At 72.6% G+C, this 21,004-nt stretch carries 14 protein-coding genes; 3 read left to right on the top strand and 11 right to left on the bottom strand.

Annotated features, from left to right (window positions below; all coding sequences use genetic code 11):
* Window positions 1-12: 12 nt before the first annotated feature.
* The gene (locus CC117_RS10315) at window positions 13-1,365 is read right to left on the bottom strand and encodes an amidohydrolase family protein (RefSeq protein ID WP_071083621.1); all 1,353 of its coding nucleotides are present in this window, start codon (window positions 1,363-1,365) and stop codon (window positions 13-15) included.
* Window positions 1,366-1,375: 10 nt separating this feature from the next.
* Window positions 1,376-2,575 (bottom strand): NAD(P)/FAD-dependent oxidoreductase, encoded by a 1,200-nt coding sequence (locus CC117_RS10320; protein ID WP_071083515.1) that lies wholly within the window; start codon window positions 2,573-2,575, stop codon window positions 1,376-1,378.
* A gap of 1,203 nt (window positions 2,576-3,778) precedes the next feature.
* Here CC117_RS10320 and rph point away from each other — a divergent pair.
* Window positions 3,779-6,376 (top strand): rifamycin-inactivating phosphotransferase, encoded by a 2,598-nt coding sequence (gene rph / locus CC117_RS10325; protein WP_071083622.1) that lies wholly within the window; start codon window positions 3,779-3,781, stop codon window positions 6,374-6,376.
* Window positions 6,377-6,417: 41 nt separating this feature from the next.
* On the opposite strand, the gene nudC is transcribed toward rph, so the two are convergent.
* The 3 genes from nudC to CC117_RS10340 all read right to left on the bottom strand — a co-directional run bounded on the left by nudC (window position 6,418) and on the right by CC117_RS10340 (window position 9,824).
* Complete coding sequence (gene nudC, locus CC117_RS10330) at window positions 6,418-7,422, bottom strand: NAD(+) diphosphatase (protein ID WP_071083516.1); 1,005 nt, start codon at window positions 7,420-7,422, stop codon at window positions 6,418-6,420.
* Between the two features lie 51 nt (window positions 7,423-7,473).
* Window positions 7,474-8,403, bottom strand: coding sequence for a sugar phosphate isomerase/epimerase family protein (locus tag CC117_RS10335; RefSeq protein WP_071083517.1), 930 nt, complete (start codon window positions 8,401-8,403; stop codon window positions 7,474-7,476).
* A 137-nt stretch (window positions 8,404-8,540) separates the two neighbouring features.
* A complete protein-coding gene (locus tag CC117_RS10340) occupies window positions 8,541-9,824 on the bottom strand; it encodes a tetratricopeptide repeat protein (RefSeq protein ID WP_071083518.1) in 1,284 nt (427 codons plus the stop codon).
* 373 nt (window positions 9,825-10,197) lie between these two features.
* Between CC117_RS10340 and CC117_RS38855 the strand changes: the two genes are divergently transcribed.
* Together CC117_RS38855 and CC117_RS10350 are read left to right on the top strand one after the other, a co-directional pair.
* The gene (locus CC117_RS38855) at window positions 10,198-10,863 is read left to right on the top strand and encodes an LLM class flavin-dependent oxidoreductase (protein WP_071083519.1); all 666 of its coding nucleotides are present in this window, start codon (window positions 10,198-10,200) and stop codon (window positions 10,861-10,863) included.
* The gene (locus CC117_RS10350; protein WP_071083520.1) at window positions 10,809-11,462 is read left to right on the top strand and encodes a carbonic anhydrase; all 654 of its coding nucleotides are present in this window, start codon (window positions 10,809-10,811) and stop codon (window positions 11,460-11,462) included. The genes CC117_RS38855 and CC117_RS10350 overlap by 55 nt, the downstream gene beginning before the upstream one ends.
* A 153-nt stretch (window positions 11,463-11,615) precedes the next feature.
* Here CC117_RS10350 and CC117_RS10355 read toward each other — a convergent pair whose 3' ends face one another.
* From CC117_RS10355 to CC117_RS10380, 6 genes are all read right to left on the bottom strand, one after another.
* On the bottom strand, window positions 11,616-12,416 hold the full coding sequence (locus tag CC117_RS10355) for a VOC family protein (RefSeq protein ID WP_071083521.1): 801 nt from the start codon (window positions 12,414-12,416) through the stop codon (window positions 11,616-11,618).
* A gap of 226 nt (window positions 12,417-12,642) precedes the next feature.
* Window positions 12,643-13,437, bottom strand: coding sequence for a VOC family protein (locus CC117_RS10360; protein WP_071083522.1), 795 nt, complete (start codon window positions 13,435-13,437; stop codon window positions 12,643-12,645).
* A 126-nt stretch (window positions 13,438-13,563) separates the two neighbouring features.
* Window positions 13,564-17,574, bottom strand: a complete 4,011-nt coding sequence (gene cobN, locus CC117_RS10365; protein ID WP_241829985.1) for a cobaltochelatase subunit CobN — start codon at window positions 17,572-17,574, stop codon at window positions 13,564-13,566.
* Window positions 17,575-19,200, bottom strand: coding sequence for a cobyric acid synthase (locus CC117_RS10370; protein ID WP_241829986.1), 1,626 nt, complete (start codon window positions 19,198-19,200; stop codon window positions 17,575-17,577).
* Window positions 19,197-20,210: a cobalamin biosynthesis protein gene (locus CC117_RS10375; protein WP_071083523.1), complete on the bottom strand. Its 1,014-nt coding sequence runs from the start codon at window positions 20,208-20,210 to the stop codon at window positions 19,197-19,199. The genes CC117_RS10370 and CC117_RS10375 overlap by 4 nt, the downstream gene beginning before the upstream one ends.
* Entirely contained in the window at window positions 20,207-20,974 is a 768-nt protein-coding gene (locus tag CC117_RS10380) for a CbtA family protein (RefSeq protein WP_071083524.1), read from the bottom strand. The genes CC117_RS10375 and CC117_RS10380 overlap by 4 nt, the downstream gene beginning before the upstream one ends.
* Between the last annotated feature and the right edge of the window lie 30 nt (window positions 20,975-21,004).

Consider the following 21,004-nt stretch of genomic DNA (forward strand, 5'->3'; position numbering starts at 1 on the left):
GGGGCCGTCTGGTCAGTCGGTGGCACGGCGGCCGTGACGGACGGCGATCTCGCCACCGATCAGGACGGTGTCCACCGCGGCCAGCCGCGCGGGATCCGTCACCACCAGGTCGGCGATCGCGCCCGGCACGACGCGGCCACGGCGGGACGCCAGCCCCGGGATGGCATCCGCGACGTTCGCGGTCGCCATCGCGATCGCGGCCGGCAGGCTCACGACACCCGCTGCGACGGACCGGTCGATCGCCAGCAGGATCGGATCGTGGTGGCCACCCGCGTAGTCGGTCGAGATCGTGTCGACGAGCCCGGCGGAGAACAGCGCATAGAGCAGCTCGGGGCCGGTCGTCAGCCGCCTGGCGCCGAACGTGTCGAGGGTGGAGACGTCCACGATGACCCCCGCCTCCCTGAGCCGTTCCGCATGCTCGAGGGCTTCGCGCAGCTCGAAGCTGGAGTGGTTGGAGTGCCCGGCGATCATCGTGACATCGGTGTCCGCCAGGGGCATGACCTGGGTCATCGACGCCGCCGCGTTGTGCACCACCACCGGAACACCAAGGGCGCGTGCCTGCTCGGCCGCCTCCCCGAGCCCGTGCAGTGCGACGTCGAACGCGGGCAGCACGATGGACGAGACGAGGTCGCGCACGTCCTCGACCGACAGCCGGCCGGTCAGCCCGGCGGCGGCCAGTGCCTGTTCGACGGCGTCCCGGTCGAAGGCCGACACCGCGATGTGGCGGCCCAGGACAGCGATCTTCAGCCCGTTCGCCTGTCGCGGCGTGATCGTCACCCCGGTGCGTCGCGCGATCTCGGCCGGGATGTACAGATAGCTCGCCCCTCCCCCGCCGAGGGTGTGGCCGGCCCCGATCTCACCGAGCGCGACGGCTCCCGCGCCGACGGCCTGGCGTGCGGTGAACCGGCGGTTGGCCTCGGTGAGACCGCCGCCGTCCGCGATGGTGGCCGCCGCCAGGCAGGCGGGAGTGTTGCAGCTGGCCAGCCGGACGTTGACCGGATGAGCACTGTCGGTACGGGCGAGGTCGTCCGCCATGACGAAGCCGTCCACGCAGAGCACCGTCGTCGTCCCCTCCAGCAGGTGYCGGTCGAGATTGGCCAGCACCTGCTCGGGAGCCAGGCCGACATGGCCACTCGGGAACAGCGGACCRTACGCGGTGCCGTGGGTGTGGTTGTTGATGAGACCGGGAATCGCCAGCATGCCGGCGCAGTCGACGATCTCGTCGACCGTCTCGTACGACTCGGCGGGGCGCGACGGAACGATCTCGCGGATCGCGTCGCCGGCGATGACGATGTCGATGCCGCGGCGCGGATCGCCGCCGCGGCCGTCGATCACGTCAGCGTTGTGCAGCACCACCATTCGCATCGCCGCCACCTCACCCGCTCGCCGGGCGGAACCGCTCGAACCGGAACGCCGCCAGGGCGTCGCCGCGGTCCTCTCCGAGCACCTCCGCCGCGACCAGGTCGCCCGCGTGCAGGCAGAGCGTCGCGCCGCTGTGCGAGACGGCGAAGTGGAAGCGAGGTAAGGCAGCGGCCCGCCCGAGTACCGGCAGGCCGTCCGCGGGAATGGGCCGTTCACCGACCAGGACGCTGTGCGCCGTCGTACCCGTCGCGTCGGTCGCGCCCGCCGCGGGCCGCGTTCCGGGGTAGAGCGTGCGACCTGCCTCGAGGAGGTCCTCGACTGCTGACGGCGCGACACTGATCTCGCCGGTGTCGGACGCGCCGAGGGCACGGTCGATCTCGGCGGAGTGCAGCAGCAGCCCGCCGCCTCCGTCCGGGCGCAGATGGACGCGTGGCGCACGGACCACACGGGACACCGGGACGGCGGCAGCGGCGGTCGAGGCTGTCTGGGCTGTCTGGGCTCTCGGGGCTGTCTGGGCGGTCGGCGCGGTGCGGACGAGCGCGCCGCGGGTGTTGCGCATCGGCAGGTCCAGGCCGGCGAGACGGGCGATCTCATCAGCCCGCGGGCCCGCGCAGTTCACCACCGCGTCCGCGGCGATCCGCCGCCCCGAGGCGAGTCGAACCGAGAATCCCCCTCCCGCGGTGATCTCCAGGCCGGTGACCGGGTCCCCGGTGACGAGTTCCGCGCCGCGGGCCGCGGAGCTGGACAGCAGGTGCCCGATCAGGCGGACCGGCTCGAGCCATCCCTCCCGTGGGAAGAAGACGATCTCGGCCGCCGGCAGCTCGTCGGGCGCGATGCCCGGTTCGAGAGYCACCGCCTCCGCTCGGCTGAGCCAGCGTGCCTCGTAACCGCGGGCGACGAGGCCGGCGACCCTCGTCCGCAGTTTCTCCCGTTCGTCGTCGCCGGCGGCCCATTCCAGGTTCCCGCCTTCGTGGTACCAGTCGCTGCCGGGCACCACGGCCGCCAGCCGGCGGTGGGCCTCCATTCCCGCGACGCGAAGATCATGGTAGGGGCGCGGATGCAGACCCGAGGAATTCGTCCACGCGAACGTCGAGCCGGAGGTGCCGCCTCCCGCCGCTGCGGCCTCCACCAGGAGGACGTGAGCGCCCCGTTCTGTCAGCGAGGCAGTTACCGCCGCGCCGTAGACACCGGCGCCGACAACGACCACGGTCATGATGCTGCTCCTTGCTCCCCGATCGCCGGGGCGATTGATGGGACAGGTGATGCCGGCCGCCATCCGACGCATCGGAACGTCCGTGTCACGGACGACGGGAATCCCCCACCGACCGCGGTAGGACTCAGGCCGTTGGCGGGCGGGACGTGCGCACCGGCAAGCAGCCAGACCATCACACATGTAACTAGTTTCAGCAACCAGCACCCGCAGGGTTGTCACGGCCGCCGGGGCCCTCGCCCTGGCGCAGACCCGGGACGGGGCGGGACGCAGACAGGGCCGACCTCCGGGCAACGCCGCACCGGCAACAGCTCAGAGTTGCGAACACGGCCCGACTCCAACGGTAAAAGCCGGTAGAAGCGCGCCAGCCAAAGGCTTCCAGCAGATTCTCCCGCCTTTCGACGGCCCGTGCAGGTCACCGGTGTGAACCGCGTCATTCGCCCGCGCGGCTCATCCGATCCGGCCTTTGCCGAGGCCGACACAGCGGGAGACGGCTGCGCCGTCTCGCGGCCAGGCAGTCACATCGACACGGCTTCTGCCAGACCAGTGCACCGTGCACTGCACGCGGCTTACACCATGGCGCCAGCACCGCCGATGGAGCACCGTCCAGCCCGGTCCTGCGGCAGCGTGCTCGACGTTCGGACCTTGCCGACAGAGGAGAACTTCCGGTTCGACGGCTGCATCGTGGGCCGAGAAGACCTCCGCCTGCGCCCACGAATCCGTATGCGCAGGCCACCGCCCAGACAGGAAGCCAGTCAGTTTCAGCAACGACATAACACGGACGACGTGAGATGAACGACACAACAAAGGCAGAGATACAAGAAAGACAGGGAGAACCCGCTCCCTGCCACTTCTAATTTATAGCGCACCGGGGGGCTTGCGGCAAGGCCCGGGGCGTGCCGCAGAATCGTCGGCCGAGGCCACGACACGCGGAAAGGGGGCACGACGTGGCGTGCGTTGTCGACGTATGGGGCACGWGGTGAGGTCGGATCAGCGGTGGGACTGGCAGTGCGGTCGCGGGTGTTCGGGGCACAGGTGCGGGGCTGCGTGCCGCCCGACCGGCCGGCGCGACCGGCTGACCCGTCAGAGGGAGGACGGCCGGGAATGACGACGGGCTCGGCGAGAGGTTCGACAGCGCTGGCGGCGCCGGTGATGCGATCGGCCGCCTCAGTGCAGGGGAGCACGGCTGCCGCGGAGGCATCGTTCATGATCGAGAAATATGTCCTGGATCTTCAGGAGGTCGACGAGACGCAGGCCGCGGTCGTCGGTGGCAAGGGCGCGCACCTGGGCGGGCTGTCGCGGATCGACGGCATCCGCGTGCCGGGTGGCTTCTGTGTGACGACCGGCGCCTTCCGGCGGATCATGGCGGAAGCACCGTCGATCGACGATCTGCTGGATCAGCTCTCCGGCATGAACCCGGACGACCGGGAGGGGATACGCGCACTCAGCGCGCAGCTTCGCCGGATCATCGAAGGGGTCGCCATCCCGGGCGATCTCGCGGCGGCGATCATCCGCGCTCTTGCCCGGCACGGCGAGCAGGCCGCCTACGCCGTCCGATCAAGCGCGACGGCGGAGGACCTGCCGACGGCTTCCTTCGCCGGCCAGCAGGACACCTACCTGAACGTCGTGGGGCCGACGGAGATCCTGCGGCACGTCAGCCGGTGCTGGGCCTCGCTGTTCACCGAGCGGGCCGTGACCTACCGTCAGCGCAACGGTCTCGATCACCGCATGGTCCACATGGCCGTGGTCGTGCAGCAGATGGTTCTCCCGGAGGCGGCCGGCGTCCTGTTCACGGCCGACCCCGTCACGGGCAACCGGACGGTCGCCACCGTGGACGCCGGCTTCGGCCTCGGCGAGGCCGTGGTCTCCGGCCTGGTGAACCCGGACGTCTTCAGGGTGCGACACGGCGACGTCGTCGCCAGGGCGATCGCCGCCAAACAGCGTGCCGTTCACGCCGTGGCGGCCGGCGGTACGCGGGTGGTGGCGATCGACGCGCTGCGGCAGAAGCAGCCGGCGCTGACGGACGCCCAGGTCCTGCGGCTCGTGCAGCTCGGGCGGCGGATCGAAGCGCACTTCGGCCGCCCGCAGGACATCGAATGGTGCCTGGCCGAGGGTGGCTTCCAGATCGTGCAGAGCCGGCCGATCACGACGTTGTTCCCCATCCCGGAGGCCGGTGACCAGGAGAACCACGTCTACGTCTCCGTCGGTCACGGGCAGATGATGACCGACCCCATGAAGCCGCTGGGGCTGTCCCTGTGGCAGCTGACGGCCCTGGCACCGATGCACGAGGCCGGCGGGAGGCTGTTCGTCGACGTCACCCGGCGGCTGGCCTCACCCGCGAGCCGCGCCGGCCTGCTGGACGTCATGGGGAGAGGCGATCCGCTGGTCAGGGACGCCCTGGAGACCGTCCTCGACGAGGACGGCTTCGTCCCGTCACTCCCGGACCCGAGTCCCGCCGGGCCGCCGGGCGGCACCGCGCCCGCCCCGATCGAGACCGATCCGGCCATCGTCGCCGAGCTGGTCGAGCGCAGCCGGGCGTCGGTCGCCGCCCTCGAGCGCGACATCCGGACGAGGACCGGACCGGCACTGTTCGACTTCCTGCTGGAGGCCTTCGAGGAACACAAACGCGTCCTCAGTGATCCGCTGAGCATGCGGGTGATCATGGCGGGGATGGAGGCCACCTGGTGGCTCAACGACAGGCTGCAGGAGTGGCTGGGCGAGAAGAACGCCGCTGACACACTGACGCTGTCCGCCCCTGGCAACGTCACGTCCGAGATGGGCCTGGCGCTGCTCGACGTCGCCGACGTGATCCGTCCGCGGCCGGAGGTCGTGGCGTTCCTGCAGGGCATCGAGGACGACGACTTCCTGGACGAGCTGGCGACGCTGCCCGGCGGGGTCGAGGCACGCGACGCCATCGCGGCGTACCTCGACCGGTACGGCATGCGCTGCGTCGGCGAGATCGACATCACGAGGCCGCGGTGGCGCGAGCGCCCCAGCACGCTCGTGCCCGTCATCCTCGACAATGTCAGGAACTTCGAGCCGGGTGTCGCCCGGCGGCGCTTCGAGCAGGGCCGGCAGAGGGCACAGCAGAAGACACAGGACGTGCTGTCACGCCTGCGGGTCCTGCCGGACGGGGACGCGAAGGCCGTCGAGGCCAGGCGGATGATCGACAGGGTCCGAACCTTCATCGGGTACCGGGAGTACCCGAAGTACGGCATCGTCAGCCGCTACCTCGTCTACAGGCAGGCCCTGCTGGCGGAGGCCGAGCGCCTGGTGCAGGCCGGCGTCCTCCGCGAGCGGGAGGACGTCTTCTACCTCACGTTCCAGGAGTTCCACGACGTCGCGCGCTCGCGGCAGGTGGATGACCAGCTCCTCCAGCAGCGCAGGGACGCGTTCCGGTCGTACCACGCGCTCACCCCGCCCCGGGTCCTCACCTCGGACGGCGAAGCCCTCACCGGGGCGTACCGGCGCGACGACGTGCCGGCCGGCGCCCTGATCGGCGTGCCGGTCTCCGCCGGGACCGTCGAGGGGCGGGCCCGCGTCATCCTCGACCTGGCGCAGGCCGATCTCGAGGCGGGCGACATTCTGGTCACGGCCTTCACGGACCCCAGCTGGTCGCCCCTGTTCGTCGCAGTCGCGGGCCTGGTGACGGAGGTGGGCGGCCTGATGACGCATGGCGCGGTGATCGCCCGGGAATACGGACTGCCGGCCGTCGTGGGCGTGGAGCGGGCCACCCGGCTGATCCGGGACGGGCAGCGGATCCGCGTGCACGGAACCGACGGGTACGTCGAGATCCTGCCCTGACCGGCCTCTCGACCGAGGGCCATGACCTCACCACCGCGACGTCAGTGCCGTGACGTCACTGCCGCAGCCCAGGAATCGATCATGGTCCGGGCGATGGACAGCCGGCCTGGCAGCAGCAGCTGGCCCCGGTCGGCGTCGGTCGCGGCTGCCCAGTCGTTCCGCGCCAGGGCACCGTCAAGGTCGTGGCGGTGCACCCATCTCGCCTCGGCGATCTCCTTGTCGTCGAGCCGGATGGGCTGGCGCGGGTCCGCGACGGCATGGAAACCGATCATCAGCGACCGCGGGAAGGGCCATGCCTGGCTGCCCAGGTAGCTGATGCCGGAGACGTCGACGCCGACCTCCTCGGCGATCTCCCGTGCCACGCAGGCCTCGAGGGACTCACCGGCCTCGACGAAGCCGGCGAGCACCGAGAAACGATCGGCGGGCCAGGTCCGCTGGCGGGCCAGCAGCACCCGGTCGGCGCCGTCGTGGACCAGGCAGATCACCGCCGGGTCGGTGCGTGGGTACTCCTCGTGCTGCCCCGCCTCGCAGACCCGCGCCCAGCCGGCGTTGCGCGGGTGCGTCGGCGAACCGTCCCTGGCGCAGAACCGGGCGTTGTCGTGCCAGCTCAGCAGGGCGACGGCGGCGGCCATCACAGCGGCCTCGAACGCCGGCAGCTCGGCTCCCACGGAGTACAGGTTCAGCCACTGGGACGGGCCGTCCGCCGCAGCCTCGTCGGGCGCGCCGCGCACCGCCCAGTAGGTCAGGGATTCGGCCTCACCGAGCAGCACCGCGTCCGGCGGTGGGGCGGCGGCGAGGTCCCTGGCCGCGACCGTCCGCAGCCGGGGCCCGGACTGCGCGGTGCCGGGCTGCGGCGCGCCGGAGGCGCCCGGGGCGGCCGGGGCGGCTGTCCACTCGACCGGGCTGCGGCCCTCGGCATCGACGACCACGACCCGGGCTGCGGCCCAGCCCAGCTGGTGGCGGCCGACGTCTCGCCGAAGGTGCTCGTCGCGCAGGATCTTCGCCCCTGCCAGGACAGGCGGGCTGACCAGCCGAAAATCGCTCACGGCCCCATCTTCCAGCACGGGTCACGACGCCACGGGACCCGGCGCAGGAACCTATTCACGCAGAATCAGCGGCCGGAGTGTGCGTGCCGCGATCTCGAGTCCCTTCTTGGTGTTTTCCTCGGAGCCGCTCCACACCGGGTCCTCGTGCTCGACGGCCACGGTTCCGGTGAAACCGCCGTCGTAGAGGGCATCGATGATCCTGTTCCAGTCGAGCTGGCCACGCCCGGGCACCCGGTACCGCCACCAGCCGACATCCTCCGGTGCCCTGCGCCCCACGGTGCGGCCGAACACGCCGTACCGGGTCCGCTGGCGCTCGTCGACCTCGATGTCCTTCGCCTGGACGTGCAGCACCTTCCCACGTTCCAGCGCGGACCTGAGCGCGTCGACCGGATCTATCCCGAGCCAGAGCAGGTGGGACGGGTCATAGTTCAGGAAGAGGCCGAGGTCGAACATCCAGTCCCACAGCTCCGGCGAATACGCCAGGTTTCCCGGATACCCGTCGGGATGCCAGCCCTCCATCGGGCAGTTCTCCACGACAAGCCGCACGCCGCGTTGCGCGGCGTAGTCGACCAGCAGGGGCATCCACTCCTCGGCGAGGGTGATGTTCGCGRCAACCGTGCGGGACGGGTCCCGGCCGATGAACGTCCCGACACAGGCGATGCCGAGCATGGCCGCCGCATCGACACAACGGCGGAGATGATCGTGGTTCTCGCGCCGCCTCTCCTCGTCGCCGTGCAGGTTGTTGCCGTAGAAGCTGACCGCCGACAGCGTGAGCCGGTACTCGGCGGACAGTTTCCGCACCGCACTGGCGCCGTCCGCGGAAAGGGCCGCGACATCAAGGTGGCTTGCCTGATGCGGATGTTTGCTGCCCACAGGCCAGGCAGCCACTTCCAACGCGTCGTAGCCGGCCCGCGAGGACCAGTCCGCGACATCGGTGAGGCCGAGTCCGGGCAGGCACGCGGTGAACAGGCCGAGTTTCACGGTGTTGTCCCCTCCGTTGTCCGTCGCTGCGCCAGCGGCCGGCCACCGGGCCCGTCGGCGTGCGGCTCACATCCCGTCGGCGTGCGGACCATCCCGTCGACCCGGTCCGCGTTCTCATGGCCAGCCGGCGGCTCAGCTCACTCCGCCGGGGGGCGGTCAAGCGCCGCCAGGTGTTCTCTGGTGTCGCGCGTGTTCGGGTGATCACCACCGAGCCTGCTGGTCTGAGCGCGCAGCACCCGCCGCAGCTCGAGCCGCGCGATCGGGATCCGCCTGCGGTCGATGCGCGCCGCGATCACCGCCCGGAACTTCCGGGACTCCAACGTGTCCGGATGCCGGGAACCGAAGATCCGGCGGCGGGCCACAACGACGTGAGCGCACAGGTCACGGGCGCCCGGCAGGTCGTCCATCGCCAGCAGGACCTGGGCGAGCGAGTGGCACGCGTCCAGAGTGTCCGGGTGCAGCGGGCCGAGGAGAGCGGCACGGCCGTCGATGACCCGGCGGTAGCCGGTGACGGAGTCATTCCACCGCTCTCGCCTGCTGTGCAGCCAGGCGTACATGCACTCGAAGTGCAGACGCTGCGCGACGGTGGTGCCGGTACTCCGCTCGAGCACGGCCGCCAGGTCACGGAACACCGCCTCGGCCTCGCCGGGCCTGCCCTGCCGGAGTAACGACCAGGCAAGATACCGGCAGGATTCCACCGTTTCGGGATGGCCGGGGCCGAGAACGCGGGTCTGCCACCCGAGGACGTCGCGCAGTTCCCGCTCCGCCTGCTCGGGCCGCCCCAGGTGCAGCTGCGCCATCGCCGCGACGAACCGGTAGCCGAGCGCGACCGGCTGGTCCGCGTCCACGAGGACCACATGGTGGCGAGCCGCCGCGACCAGCTGTGCGCCGGCTCTGGCGTCCCGGTTCTCAGCGAGCACACCGCCGGTGTGGACGATCAGCGCCAACAGGTCCTCCCGGCTGCCGCGTTCGAAGGCGCTGGCGGGGCTGTGGACCAGGTGGAGCAGCAGGCGGGTCAGCGCGCGGAAGCGCCGGCGCCCGCCCGACGACAGGCCGCGGATGTCGGTGTACGCGTAGATCGACTGCGCGAGGGACTCGATGGCATCGGCGCGCCAGGCAGCCGCTCCGTGCCGGGTGGGCACCCCGTCAGCCCGGTCCACCCGGCTGACGACCCGGCGAAGCGCCGCTCCGCCAGCGGCGGTCAGCAGCCAGCAGGCCGTGACGAGCTTGAGAAGCTTGCCGGGCCGGGCATCGATGTGTGCCGCGAGCTCCTCGGCGCGTACGTGGGCACGCAACGGGTCCGCGTACCGCAGGCGCGCAGCCCAGCGGGCGAAGATGCGGCCGATCCACGGAGACATGTCGCAGCACTCGTTGACCGCGAGACCGAGCAGGACCGCCAGCATGACCTCCGCGCTGCTCATGCGAGCCTGCCGGGACGCGGACGACGCAGCCACCGCGCGCAGGGGATGCCGGGCGCCGGATCACCCGGAGGCGTCGGCCGTGTTCTGGCCCCGGGCACGCCGGCCTGGAGCGCCGCGGCCTCCGGGCGACGTGCGGCGAGCAGATCGCGCGCCGAGGCAGGGGGCGGCGCGAAGAGGTCCGAACCGCGCGCCAGCCCGAGGCTCCACCGCCGCGTGCGCGGCGCAACGGCAGGGCAATCAGGCGGTGGCTGCCTCGCAATCCCCGGCGGTGACACTGCCGCGTGATCGGATCCACCGACCCGCGCGCGTCAGGCCGGCCAGACCACCGCCGCCGGCCTTCGTCGCCGCATGCCGTCCGGGCGCGGATGCGACTGTGCGGGAGGCGCGCATGTTCCACCTGGGCTGGTTCGTCGGCAGCGGCTTCGGGCCGCAGGCCTGGAACGACCAGTGGTCGGGGACCCTCGCCACCGAATGGACGGGCGGCGGCTTCTACACCGACCTCGCCCGCTCGCTCGAACGCGCCTTCTTCGACTACCTGATCCTCGATGACGGCCTCATGATCACGGACACGTACCGGGGGACGATGGAGGTCGACCTCGCGCACGCCTGGGAGTCCCCGCGGCTGGACCCGATGGCGGCGGTCGCGGTGATGAGCCAGGCGACCTCGCGCATCGGGCTGGTCGCGACGGTGTCCACGTCCTTCTACCCACCGTTCATGGCGGCCCGGATGCTCGCCTCGCTCGACCATCTCTCCGCGGGCCGGGTCGGGCGCAGGCCCGACCTGACGGCGAACCCTTCAAGCCCCCCACAGAGGTCGGCCCCGACCGCCAGGGGCGACGACCGGGGCCAGGACCGGACAACGACGAGACACCGGTCTGCGTCGGCGCGGCACTACCGGTGCCCGTCGTCGCCGACTTCCGCAATGCCGGTGGTGTTGTCACAACCGGGCTCGTTGCGCCCCGGACCAGCGATAGGTTGCTGTACGTGCCCGATCTCGATCTCGCTGTTTCCTCGCCCGCCGAGGCGTTCGCGGTCCTGAGGGAAGGCAACGCGCGTTTCGTGCAGGGTAAACGACTGCACCCGAACCAGGACGCCGACCGCCGATCGGCGGTGGCGCCCAGACAGCGTCCCTTCGCCGTGCTGTTCGGATGTTCCGACTCCCGACTGGCAGCCGAGATCATCTTCGATCGAGGGCTGGGAGACCTCTTCGTGGTCCGGACCGCCGGGCACGTCGCGGGGCCCGAGGTACTGGGCAGCATCGAGTACGGCGTCAGCGTGCTCGGCGCGCCCCTCGTTGTCGTTCTCGGACACGATTCGTGCGGGGCTGTCACCGCGGCGTCCATCGCAGATCATGACGGGAACGCGCCTGCGGGCTATCTCGGGGACGTGGTCGAGCGAGTCATGCCCAGCGTGCTGTCCGCGCGGGCAGCCGGACACACCGATATCGACGCGTTCGTACGCACGCATATCCGGCGGACGGTTGATGGCCTGGTCGGCCGGTCGGTCCTGCTCGCGGCCGAGGTCGCCGCGGGGCGATGCGCGGTGGTCGGGCTGTCGTACCGGCTCGCGGAGGGCACCGTCGACATGGTCAACAGCCACGGACCTGTACCCACGGCCTCCGACAACCCGCACCAGTAAACCGGGCGGGGCGTCGGACTGGGCGGTCCTCGAAGCCCGCTGGGAGATCTGCGCCCGGTCGGGCCGGCTGGACCCGACGAGCATCCGCCAGATCCCCCCCGGGGCGGCCCGCTCCAGGCGCGGCCCGCCCCGGGGCGACGGCGGGAAGGTGCCTCAGCCCTTGGCCGGCGCCTTCTGCTCCTCCTTGTTCGGGCCGAGCAGCTTGAAGACGGCCCCGGTCGGGTCGGTCGCGACCGCGAGACGCCCGTAGGGGGTGTCGGTGGCCGGCTGCACGGTCGCGCCACCGAGCCTCTCGGTAAGCGCGAGGGTGGCGTCGGTGTCCTCCACCGCGAAGTACACGCCCCAGTGCGACGGCACGCCCTCCGGGAGGAAGGCCGACGCGTCCATGATCCCCGCGTGCTCGTCGCCGGAGTCGTCGACCTGGACGGTGTAGCGGAATTCGTCGCTGTCACCCATGATCTTGGTGTGCCACCCGAAGACCTCCTGGTAGAACGGCACAGAGCTGCCGAAGTCGCGGGTCATCAGCTCGAACCAGCCCGGCGCGCCCGGCTCGGCCAGCAGCTCGAAGCCGCGGTGCGCTCCCGGCTGCCACATACCGATCACCGCGCCGGCCGGATCCGTCACCACGGCCATGGTGCCGAGATCGGCGACCGCCATCGGCGGGATCATGACGCTGCCGCCGTGCTCGGGAACCGCGGCCACGGTCTTCTCCGCGTCCTGCGTCAGCAGGTAGACGGACCAGACGTCGGGCAGCTCGGGCTGCTGCTTGGGCATCCCGCCCGCGACGGGGCGGCCGTTGCGGGTGAAGTTGAAGTACCCGCCGAACTCGGAGTCCGACTCCTGGGCGGTCCAGCCGAACAGCTCGCTGTAGAAGCGGCGTGCCCCGTCGACATCGGCGGTCATCAGGTCGACCCAGCAGGGGGCTCCGGTCAGGGTGGTCTCGTGAGCGGGCATCACGGGCTCCTTCGCCGTCGTGGCACGTGGCGCGCGGTACGCGGAGTGCGCCCGCCGTTCGCCGTTCGCGTGCTGTCGACACCTTGGACCCGACCACCGACAGAAACTCATCGCCGCACGGCCACCCCGCCCAGAAGCCGGCAGAAGAAGGCGCCGACCGCGGGCGGGGCGGGAGCCCGGTTCCGCCCGCTTCGCCGGACCGCCGCGCTGGCACCCGCGGCGGACGTCAGCCCTTCGGCTGCTCCTCCTTGTTCGGCCCGACGAGCTTGAAGATGGCGCCGGTCGGGTCGGCTGCGATCGCCAGGCGGCCGTAGGGGGTGTCCACCGGGGCCTGGGCCGTGAAGCCGCCGAGCTTCTCGGCCAGCGCGACGGTGTCGTCGGTGTCCTCCACCGCGAAGTACACGCCCCAGTGCGACGGCACGCCCTCCGGGAGGAAGCCGGCGGCATCCATCACCCCGGCGTACTGCTCGCCGGCGCCGTCGACCAGCACGGAGTAACGGAAGTCGTCGCTGTCACCGACGACCTTCGTCTGCCAGCCGAAGACCTGCGTGTAGAAGGGCACGGCGGTCCTGAAGTCGCGGGTCATCAGCTCGAACCAGCCCGGCGCACCCGGCTCGGCGAGCACCTGGAACCCGCGGTGCGTGCCCTGCTGCCACATGCCGACCACGGCGCCGGTCGGGTCGGTGACCACCGCCATGGTGCCCAGGTCAGCGATGGGCATCGGCGGGACCATCACGGTGCCKCCGTGCTCTCTCACGGCCGCCGTGGTCCTCGCCGCGTCCGGGGTCAACAGGTAGGTGGTCCACACGTCCGGCGCCTCGACTGCCTGCTTCGGCATCCCGCCGGCGATCATCCTGCCGTCCGGGGAGAAGAACATGAAGTACCCGCCGAACTGCTCGGACTGCTTGCCGGGAACCCAGCCGAACAGCTCCGCGTAGAAGGCGCGGGCGCCGTCGACATCCGAGGTCATCAGATCGATCCAGCAGGGGGCGCCGGGCAGGGTGGTGTCGTTCGCGGGCATCGCGGGCTCCTTCGCCGTCGGGCGCACGGTGCGCGGGGCGTGAAGGGTGCGCCCGCGCCGTTCGCGTGGTGTCGGACACCATGGACCTACCCACCGACAGAAACTCATCGCCGCCGCGGAGTCCTCCTACCCCGCGGGCGAGTCCTCCCCCGCGGCCTCCAGGTCGCCTTCCAGCTCCAGGTAGGTGGCCTGCAGCCCGGCCAGCGTGCTCTCCTCGGGCGCCTCCCACAGGCCGCGCTCGGCGGCCTCCAGCAGACGCTCGGTCATGCCACGCAGAGCCCACGGGTTGGACGTCCGGAGGAACTCCCGGTTCTCCGGGTCGAACACATAGGAGGCCGCCAGCGACTCGTACATCCAGTCCTGGACGACCCCGGCGGTGGCGTCGTAGCCGAACAGATAGTCGACGGTCGCGGCCAGCTCGAAGGCACCCTTGTAGCCGTGCCGGCGCATCGCGGCGATCCAGCGCGGGTTCACCACCCTGGCGCGGAACACCCGGTGGGTCTCCTCCTGCAGGGTGCGGGTGCGCACCGCGTCGGGCAGCGCGCTGTCCCCGACGTAGGCGGCGGGAGACGTCCCGGTCAGCGCCCGCACGGCCGCCACCATCCCGCCGTGGTACTGGAAGTAGTCGTCCGAGTCGACCAGGTCGTGCTCGCGGGTGTCCTGGTTCTTGACCGCGATCTGGATGCGACGGAACGCCGTCTCCATGTCGGCCCGGGCCTCGGCGCCGTCAAGGCCGCGGCCGTAGGCGTAGCCGCCCCACACCGCGTACACCTCGGCGAGGTCGGCGTCCGAGCGCCACTGCCGCGAGTCGATCAGGGGCAGCAGGCCGGCGCCGTAGGCCCCGGGCTTCGACCCGAAGATCCGCGTCGTCGCCCGCCGCAGCGCCGCCGGGTCGGCCGGGCCCGAGGAGCCGGGCGAACCGGAGGAACCAGCCGGATCCGCCGATCCGGGCGGGCTCGCCGGGCGCAGGGCGCCGGGGAGGCCGAGGGCGGCCAGGTCCGCACGGACGTGCGCGGCCAGGGCGTTGACGTCGTCCGGCTCGTCGAGCGCGGCCACCGCCCGTACCGCGTCGTCGAGCAGGGCGACGACGTGCGGGAACGCGTCGCGGAAGAACCCGGAGATCCGTACCACCACGTCGACCCGCGGGCGCCCCAGCTCCGGGCCCGGCACGATCTCGAAGCCGGTCACCCGCCGGGACGCGTCGTCCCAGGTCGGGCGGCAGCCGAGCAGCCAGAGCACCTCGGCGATGTCGTCGCCCTGGGTGCGCATGGCGGACGTCCCCCACACGGTCAGCCCGACGGAGGCCGGGTAGCCGCCGGTGTCGGCGAGGTAGCGCTCCAGCAGCGAGTCGGCGAGCGCGCGGCCGGTCTCCCAGGCGAGCCGGGACGGGATGGCCTTCGGGTCGACGGAGGCGAAGTTGCGCCCGGTGGGCAGAACGTTGACCAGACCGCGGGTCGGCGAGCCGGACGGGCCGGGCGGGACGAACCGGCCGTCGAGCGCCCGCAGCGTGTTGCCGATCTCGTCCGGGGTGCGGTTCAGCCGGGGGACGACCTCTGTCGCCGCGAACGCGAGGACCCGCTCGACCTCGCTCCGCGCCGCGGCCGGCACCCCGACACCGCCCCCCGGCTCGCCGGCACCGGCGTCGGCGTCGGCGTCGGCGTCGGCCGGGGAGATCACATGACGGGCCACGACGTCGCGGACGGCGTCCGGTGACCACGCGGCGGACTCCAGTGCGGCGACCAGCGAGCGGGCCGTCTCCTCGAACGCGTCCACCTGCGCACGGGACGCCTCGAGGTCGCCCTCGGTGTGCCCGAGCGCCGTGCGCAGGCCCGGAACGGCGCCTGCGCTGCCCGCCCACATCTGGTTCGCGCGCAGGATCGCGGTGACCAGGTTCGTCTGCGCCTCCCCCGCCGGCGCCACCCCGAGGATGTGCAGACCGTCGCGGATCTGGGTGTCCTTCACCTCGCACAGGTAGCCGTCGACGTGCAGCAGGAAGTCGTCGAAGTCGTCGTCGCTGGGCCGGTCGGCCTGGCCGAGGTCGTGGTGCAGCTGGGCGGACTGGATCAACGTCCAGATCTGGGCGCGCACCGCCGGCAGCTTCGCCGGGTCGAGGGCAGCCAGCGTCGCGTACTCGTCCAGGAGCTGTTCCAGCCGGGCCATGTCGCCGTAGGAGTCGGCCCGCGCCATCGGCGGCACCAGATGGTCGACGATCACCGCGTGCGCGCGGCGCTTGGCCTGGGTGCCCTCCCCCGGGTCGTTGACCAGGAACGGGTAGACGAACGGCAGGTCGCCGAGGACGGCGTCCGGGGCACAGCCGGCCGACAGGCCGAGTCCCTTGCCGGGCAGCCACTCCAGCGTTCCGTGCTTGCCGAGGTGGATGACGGCGTCGGCGCCGAAGACCTCGTCCAGCCAGCGGTAGGCCGCCAGGTAGTGATGGGACGGCGGCAGGTCGGGGTCGTGGTAGATCGCCACCGGGTTCTCCCCGAACCCCCGCGGCGGCTGGATCATCACGACGATGTTGCCGAACCRCAGCGCGGCCAGCACGATCGCCGGCTCCGCCGCCGGCGTCCCCGGCCGCGCCCCCGCACCGTTCGTTGCGCCGATCCCGACCAGCGGGCTGCCGTCGTCGACGTAGAGGGAGCCGGGCGGCGGGCCCCAGTGCTGGGACATCGCGGCGCGCAGCGGCTCGGGCAGGCGGGCGAACCAGCGCTCGTAGGTCGATGCGGGCACCCGCGCGGGCGCGGCGGCGAGCTGTTCGGCGGTCAGCCATTCGACGTCATGGCCGCCAGCGGCGATCAGCGCGTGGATCAGCGCGTCCCCGACCGAGGCGTCCGGCCGGGTGATCTCATCGGTGTTCTTCTCGTCCTGCGTGTCCTGCGTGTCCTGCCCGTCCACAGCGTGCCCGTCGGCGGCGGCGTGGCGCAGTTCTTCCCCCGGGTAGCCGTCGCCGAGGTCGTAGCCGGCGGCGCGCAGCGCGTCGAGCAGCAGCACCGCCGAGGCGGGGGTGTCCAGACCGACGGCGTTGCCCACCCGCGAGTGCTTCGTCGGATATGACGAGAGCACGATGGCGATCTTCTTCTCGGCGGGCCGGGTGTGCCGCAACGCGGCCAGCCGCGCGGCGATCCCGGCGACCCGGGCGGTGCGCTCCGGATCCGCCGCGTACACCGGGACACCGCCCGGTCCCTCCTCCTYGAACGAGAACGGCACGGTGATGATCCGGCCGTCGAACTCGGGGATGGCGACCTGCATGGCGGCGTCCATCGGCGACAGGCCGGCGTCGCTGCCGTCCCAGACGGCACGGGAGGACGTCAGGCACAGCCCCTGCACGACCGGGACGTCCAGTGCGGCGAGCGCGCCGACGTCCCACGCCTCCTCGTCGCCGCCGGCGGAGGCGTCCGCGGGGCGGGTGCCGCCGGCAGCGAGCACCGTCACGACCAGAGCGTCCACCCCGGCGAGATCGTGCAGCGCCCCCCCGGCGGCCGCGCCGCGCAGCGTGGAGCAGAACACCGGACGCGCGTTCGCACCCGCTCCCTCGAGCGCGTCGCACAGGGCGTCGACGAACGCCGTGTTGCCGGAGGTCGCATGCGCCCGGTAGAAGACGACGCCGACGGTGGGCCGGTCGGCCTTGACCGCCCACTCGCCGTGCCTGCCGTGCTCGGGCAGGACGACCGGCGCGGCGAAGCCGAGGCCGGTGAGCAGCAGCGTGTCGGAGAGGAAACGGTAGAGCTCGGCGAGGTTGGCGACACCGCCCTCGACCAGGTAGGCGAGCGCCTCGGTGGCGACACCGGCCGGCACCGTCCCGCGGGCCATCAGCGCGGCGTCCGGGGTCGCCTCGCCGCCGAGTGCGACGACCGGCAGCCCGCTGGCGACGACGGCGGCCAGGCCGTCGGGCCAGGCCCGCTCCCCACCGAGGAGGCGCAGGACGACCACCTCGGCACCGGCGAGGAACGCGGGTACCGCCTCGGCACCGAGCCGTGCCGGGTTCGCGACCCGCCAGGGCGCTCCGCAGGCACGCGCGGCGAGGAGTTCGGTGTCCGCGGTCGAGATCAGAGCGATCACCGGATCCGCGTGTTCGGCCGGATCCGCCTGTTCGGCCGGGCTCGGCTGGTCTGCCGGCACCGGCTGCTCCGTCGACATTCAGGGTGCTCCCGGGGGGACGAAGGGAAGACCGGCCGGTGCGCCGCGCTCCAGCAGTGTGCGCACCGCCCGCAGGTCAAGATGGTCGGCGACGAGGTCGCCCAGGGCATCGAGGCGGCGGGCCCGGACGTCGGCGAAACAGGTCTCGGCCGGGCGGAACGACCGGCCGGCCGCCGCCGCCACACCGGCCAGGTAGGCGCGCCGGAACTGGTCGTTCTCCAGCAGTCCGTGCCAGCTCGTCCCGTGGACGCTGCCGACCCGCGCGCCGTCGACGGCGAACCGTTCCACCGCGGTGAGACGGGAACCCGTCCCGCCGGGTCGCAGGGACTCGTCGAGCGCCGGTCGGCCGTGCCTGATCTCGTAGCCCGTGACGGGATGGCCGTCCGCGCTGACCCCCGACCGCTGCCCGAGCACCTTGTCCGGTGCGAAGCGGGTGATCAGTGGCAGCAGACTCAGGCCGGGCACCTGCCCCGCCCGGGACTCGACGTCGTCGTCGATGCGCACGCCGAGCATCTGGTAGCCGCCGCAGATCCCCAGGACGGGAAGCCCCGCGGCGGCCCGGGCCACGATCGCGTCGGCGAGCCCGCGCCGCCGCAGCCAGGCCAGGTCGGAGACGGTCGCCCGGGTCCCCGGCAGCACCACCAGGTCGGCGTCGGCGACGTCGTCCACGCTGGTCGCGAGCCGCACCGACACCCCGGGCTCGGCGCGCAGGGCGTCCAGGTCGGTGATGTTCGACAGGCGCGGGAAGCGGACCACGGCGACCCGCAGCCGGTCCGGGCCGGTGTCCGCGCCGCCGCCGCCCGCGCCCGGCCCGGCCGACCCGTCGGCGGGGCCCAGGTCGGGATCCGGATGTGAGCGCAGGTCCAGCGAGTCCTCGACGTCGAGCCACAGGCCCGCCAGCCAGGGCAGGACACCGAGGACGGGACGTCCGGTGAGCCCCTCGATCTGACGCAGCCCGGGCTCGAGCAGCCGGGCGTCCCCACGGAAACGGTTGATCACCCAGCCGGCGACAAGGGCCTGGTCGGCCCGGTCGAGCAGGGCAAGTGTCCCGAACAGGGAGGCGAACACACCGCCGCGGTCGATGTCGCCGACGACCAGCACCGGCAGCCCTGCCGCCCGGGCCAGGCCCATGTTGGCGATGTCGGTCGCCCGCAGGTTGATCTCCGTCGGCGACCCGGCCCCCTCGCAGATCACCGCGTCGAACCGGCCGCGCAGGTCGGCGAGGCAGTCCAGGACGATGCCGAGCAGACGCTCCTTGTACGGCCGGTACCCCAGCGCGTCGACCTCGGCGAGGGGACGTCCGAGGACCACCAGCTGGCTGTGGCGGTCGGAGCCGGGCTTGAGCAGTACGGGGTTCATCGCGGCCTCGGGCGCGACCCCGGCGGCCGCGGCCTGCATCGCCTGGGCCCGGCCGATCTCCGCGCCGTCGGCGGTCACCACCGAGTTCAGCGCCATGTTCTGGGCCTTGAACGGGGCGACCCGCACGCCCTCGCGGGCCAGCCACCGGCACAGCCCGGCGGTGAGGATGCTCTTGCCGGCGTCCGAGGCGGTCCCGGCGACCAGCAGCGCCCCACCGACCGCCCCGCGGCCGGTGCCACTGCCCGTGCCCACGATGCGGCCGGTCACCGCGCTCCGCCCGCGGCGGGTCGGACCGCCGCCAGCACGGCGGCGAGCCCGGCACTCAGCCCGACGGCGGCCACCGTGACGGCGGCCGACAGGCGTGCTGCGACCTGCAGGTCCCGGGCGCCGGGCCGGCGCCCCGACCCCAGCTCGGGGCGGTGCTCGACGCCATGGGCGTACCGCAGCTCACCTCCGAGCCGCAGCCCGGCCGCTCCGGCGAACGCCGCCTCCGCCATGCCCGCGTTGGGGCTGGGGTGGCGGCGGCCGTCGCGACGCAGCGTCCGCAACGCCCGCGCCGGCGAGCCGCCGACCACCGGCGCGCAGGCGCAGGTCAGCAGCGCGCAGACCCGGGCAGGTACCAGGTTGGCCAGGTCGTCGGCGCGGGCCGCGGCCCAGCCGAAGCGGTGGTAACGCGCGTTGCGGTAGCCGACCATCGCGTCGAGGGTGTTCACCGCGCGGTAGGCGACGAGGCCGGGCAGACCGCCGACCGCGCCCCACAGCAGCGGGGCGACGACGGCGTCCGAGGTGTTCTCCGCCAGCGACTCGACGCCCGCACGGGACAGCCCGCCGGTGTCGAGGACCGACGGGTCCCGGCCGCACAGCGAGGGCAGTCGGCGGCGCGCGGCAGCCACGTCCGACCGCGCCAGCTCGCCGCCAAGCGCCCGGCCCTCCCGGCGCAGCGACGCTCCCCCCAGCACCGCCCACGTCACCACGGCGGTCAGCGCCGTCACGGCCAGCCCGGCCCCGCACCTCGTCCGGCGCTCGCCGCGGGAACCGGTCAGTGCGCGCGCCAGCCCACGTTCCACCCGACTGGCAACCACTGCCGGACCGCCGACCAGGACCGCCGTGTACGCCACACCGGCGAGCCGGCTGTCGCGGTAGGCGGCCCGCTCGAGGCGGGCCGCGACCCGCCCGAACCCCGCGACCGGATGGCCCCGGGACGGGTCGGCGAACAGCGTGTCGAGGACGACTCCGAGCAGCAGCCCGTACGCCCGCGCGCGGCTGCTCGCCCTCACCCCGCGGACGGGCTCGGTGACGCCGCAACCGCCGGGGTGCGCCGCGCGGGCGCCGGGTTGAGCACCCGGTCGGCGAGCGGCCCGAAGCCAAGCCCCAGCACCGCCCACACGAGGGTCTGCGTGCCCAGCGAGGACAGCCGGAAGCGCCACAGCAGCTCCGGCGGGAAGGAGTCCGGCACCTCGTTGACGACGGGGAGAAGGACCACGGCCACCACGACGAGGACGGTGAACACCCCGGTCGCCGCCAGTGCCGCGTTCCACGCGCCGACGCGGTCGGCCACCGCGCGGCCGGCCTGCGCGGCGAGCAGGGCCGCGATGACGGCGACGAGCACCAGGACCACGTAGAGGCCGGTGCGCCGGTCGATCGTGTCCGGATTCCCGACCGCCGGCGGGTTCGCCGGGTACTTCAGGAACGGGATGACCGCCACCGTCACGAAACCGACAGCCGCAACCACCGCCGAGGTGGACCGCATGCCCGACGTGCCGATACGGCCGTAGGCGACGGCGCACGCGATCGCGAACAGGCCTCCCATCGCGACGCCGTAAAGGCCTGTCGCGACCGCCAGCCCGACGCCCTTCTGCACTCCCCGGGATACCTCCTCCGGCTCGACAGGTTCACCGGGAGCTGGCGGCGCCGCCGCGGCCTCCTCGATGGCGATCGCCGCGTCCACCTGCGGCTCGCCGGTGACCGAGGCGAACCCGAAGCCGACCAGACCCGCGACCAGACCCGCGAGCATGCCAAAAACAAGAAGTCTGCGCATCATGAAAGAACGGCCTCCGCCGCCTGCCGGTGA

The sequence above is a fragment of the Parafrankia colletiae genome (assembly GCF_001854655.1).
Lineage (GTDB): Bacteria > Actinomycetota > Actinomycetes > Frankiales > Frankiaceae > Parafrankia > Parafrankia colletiae.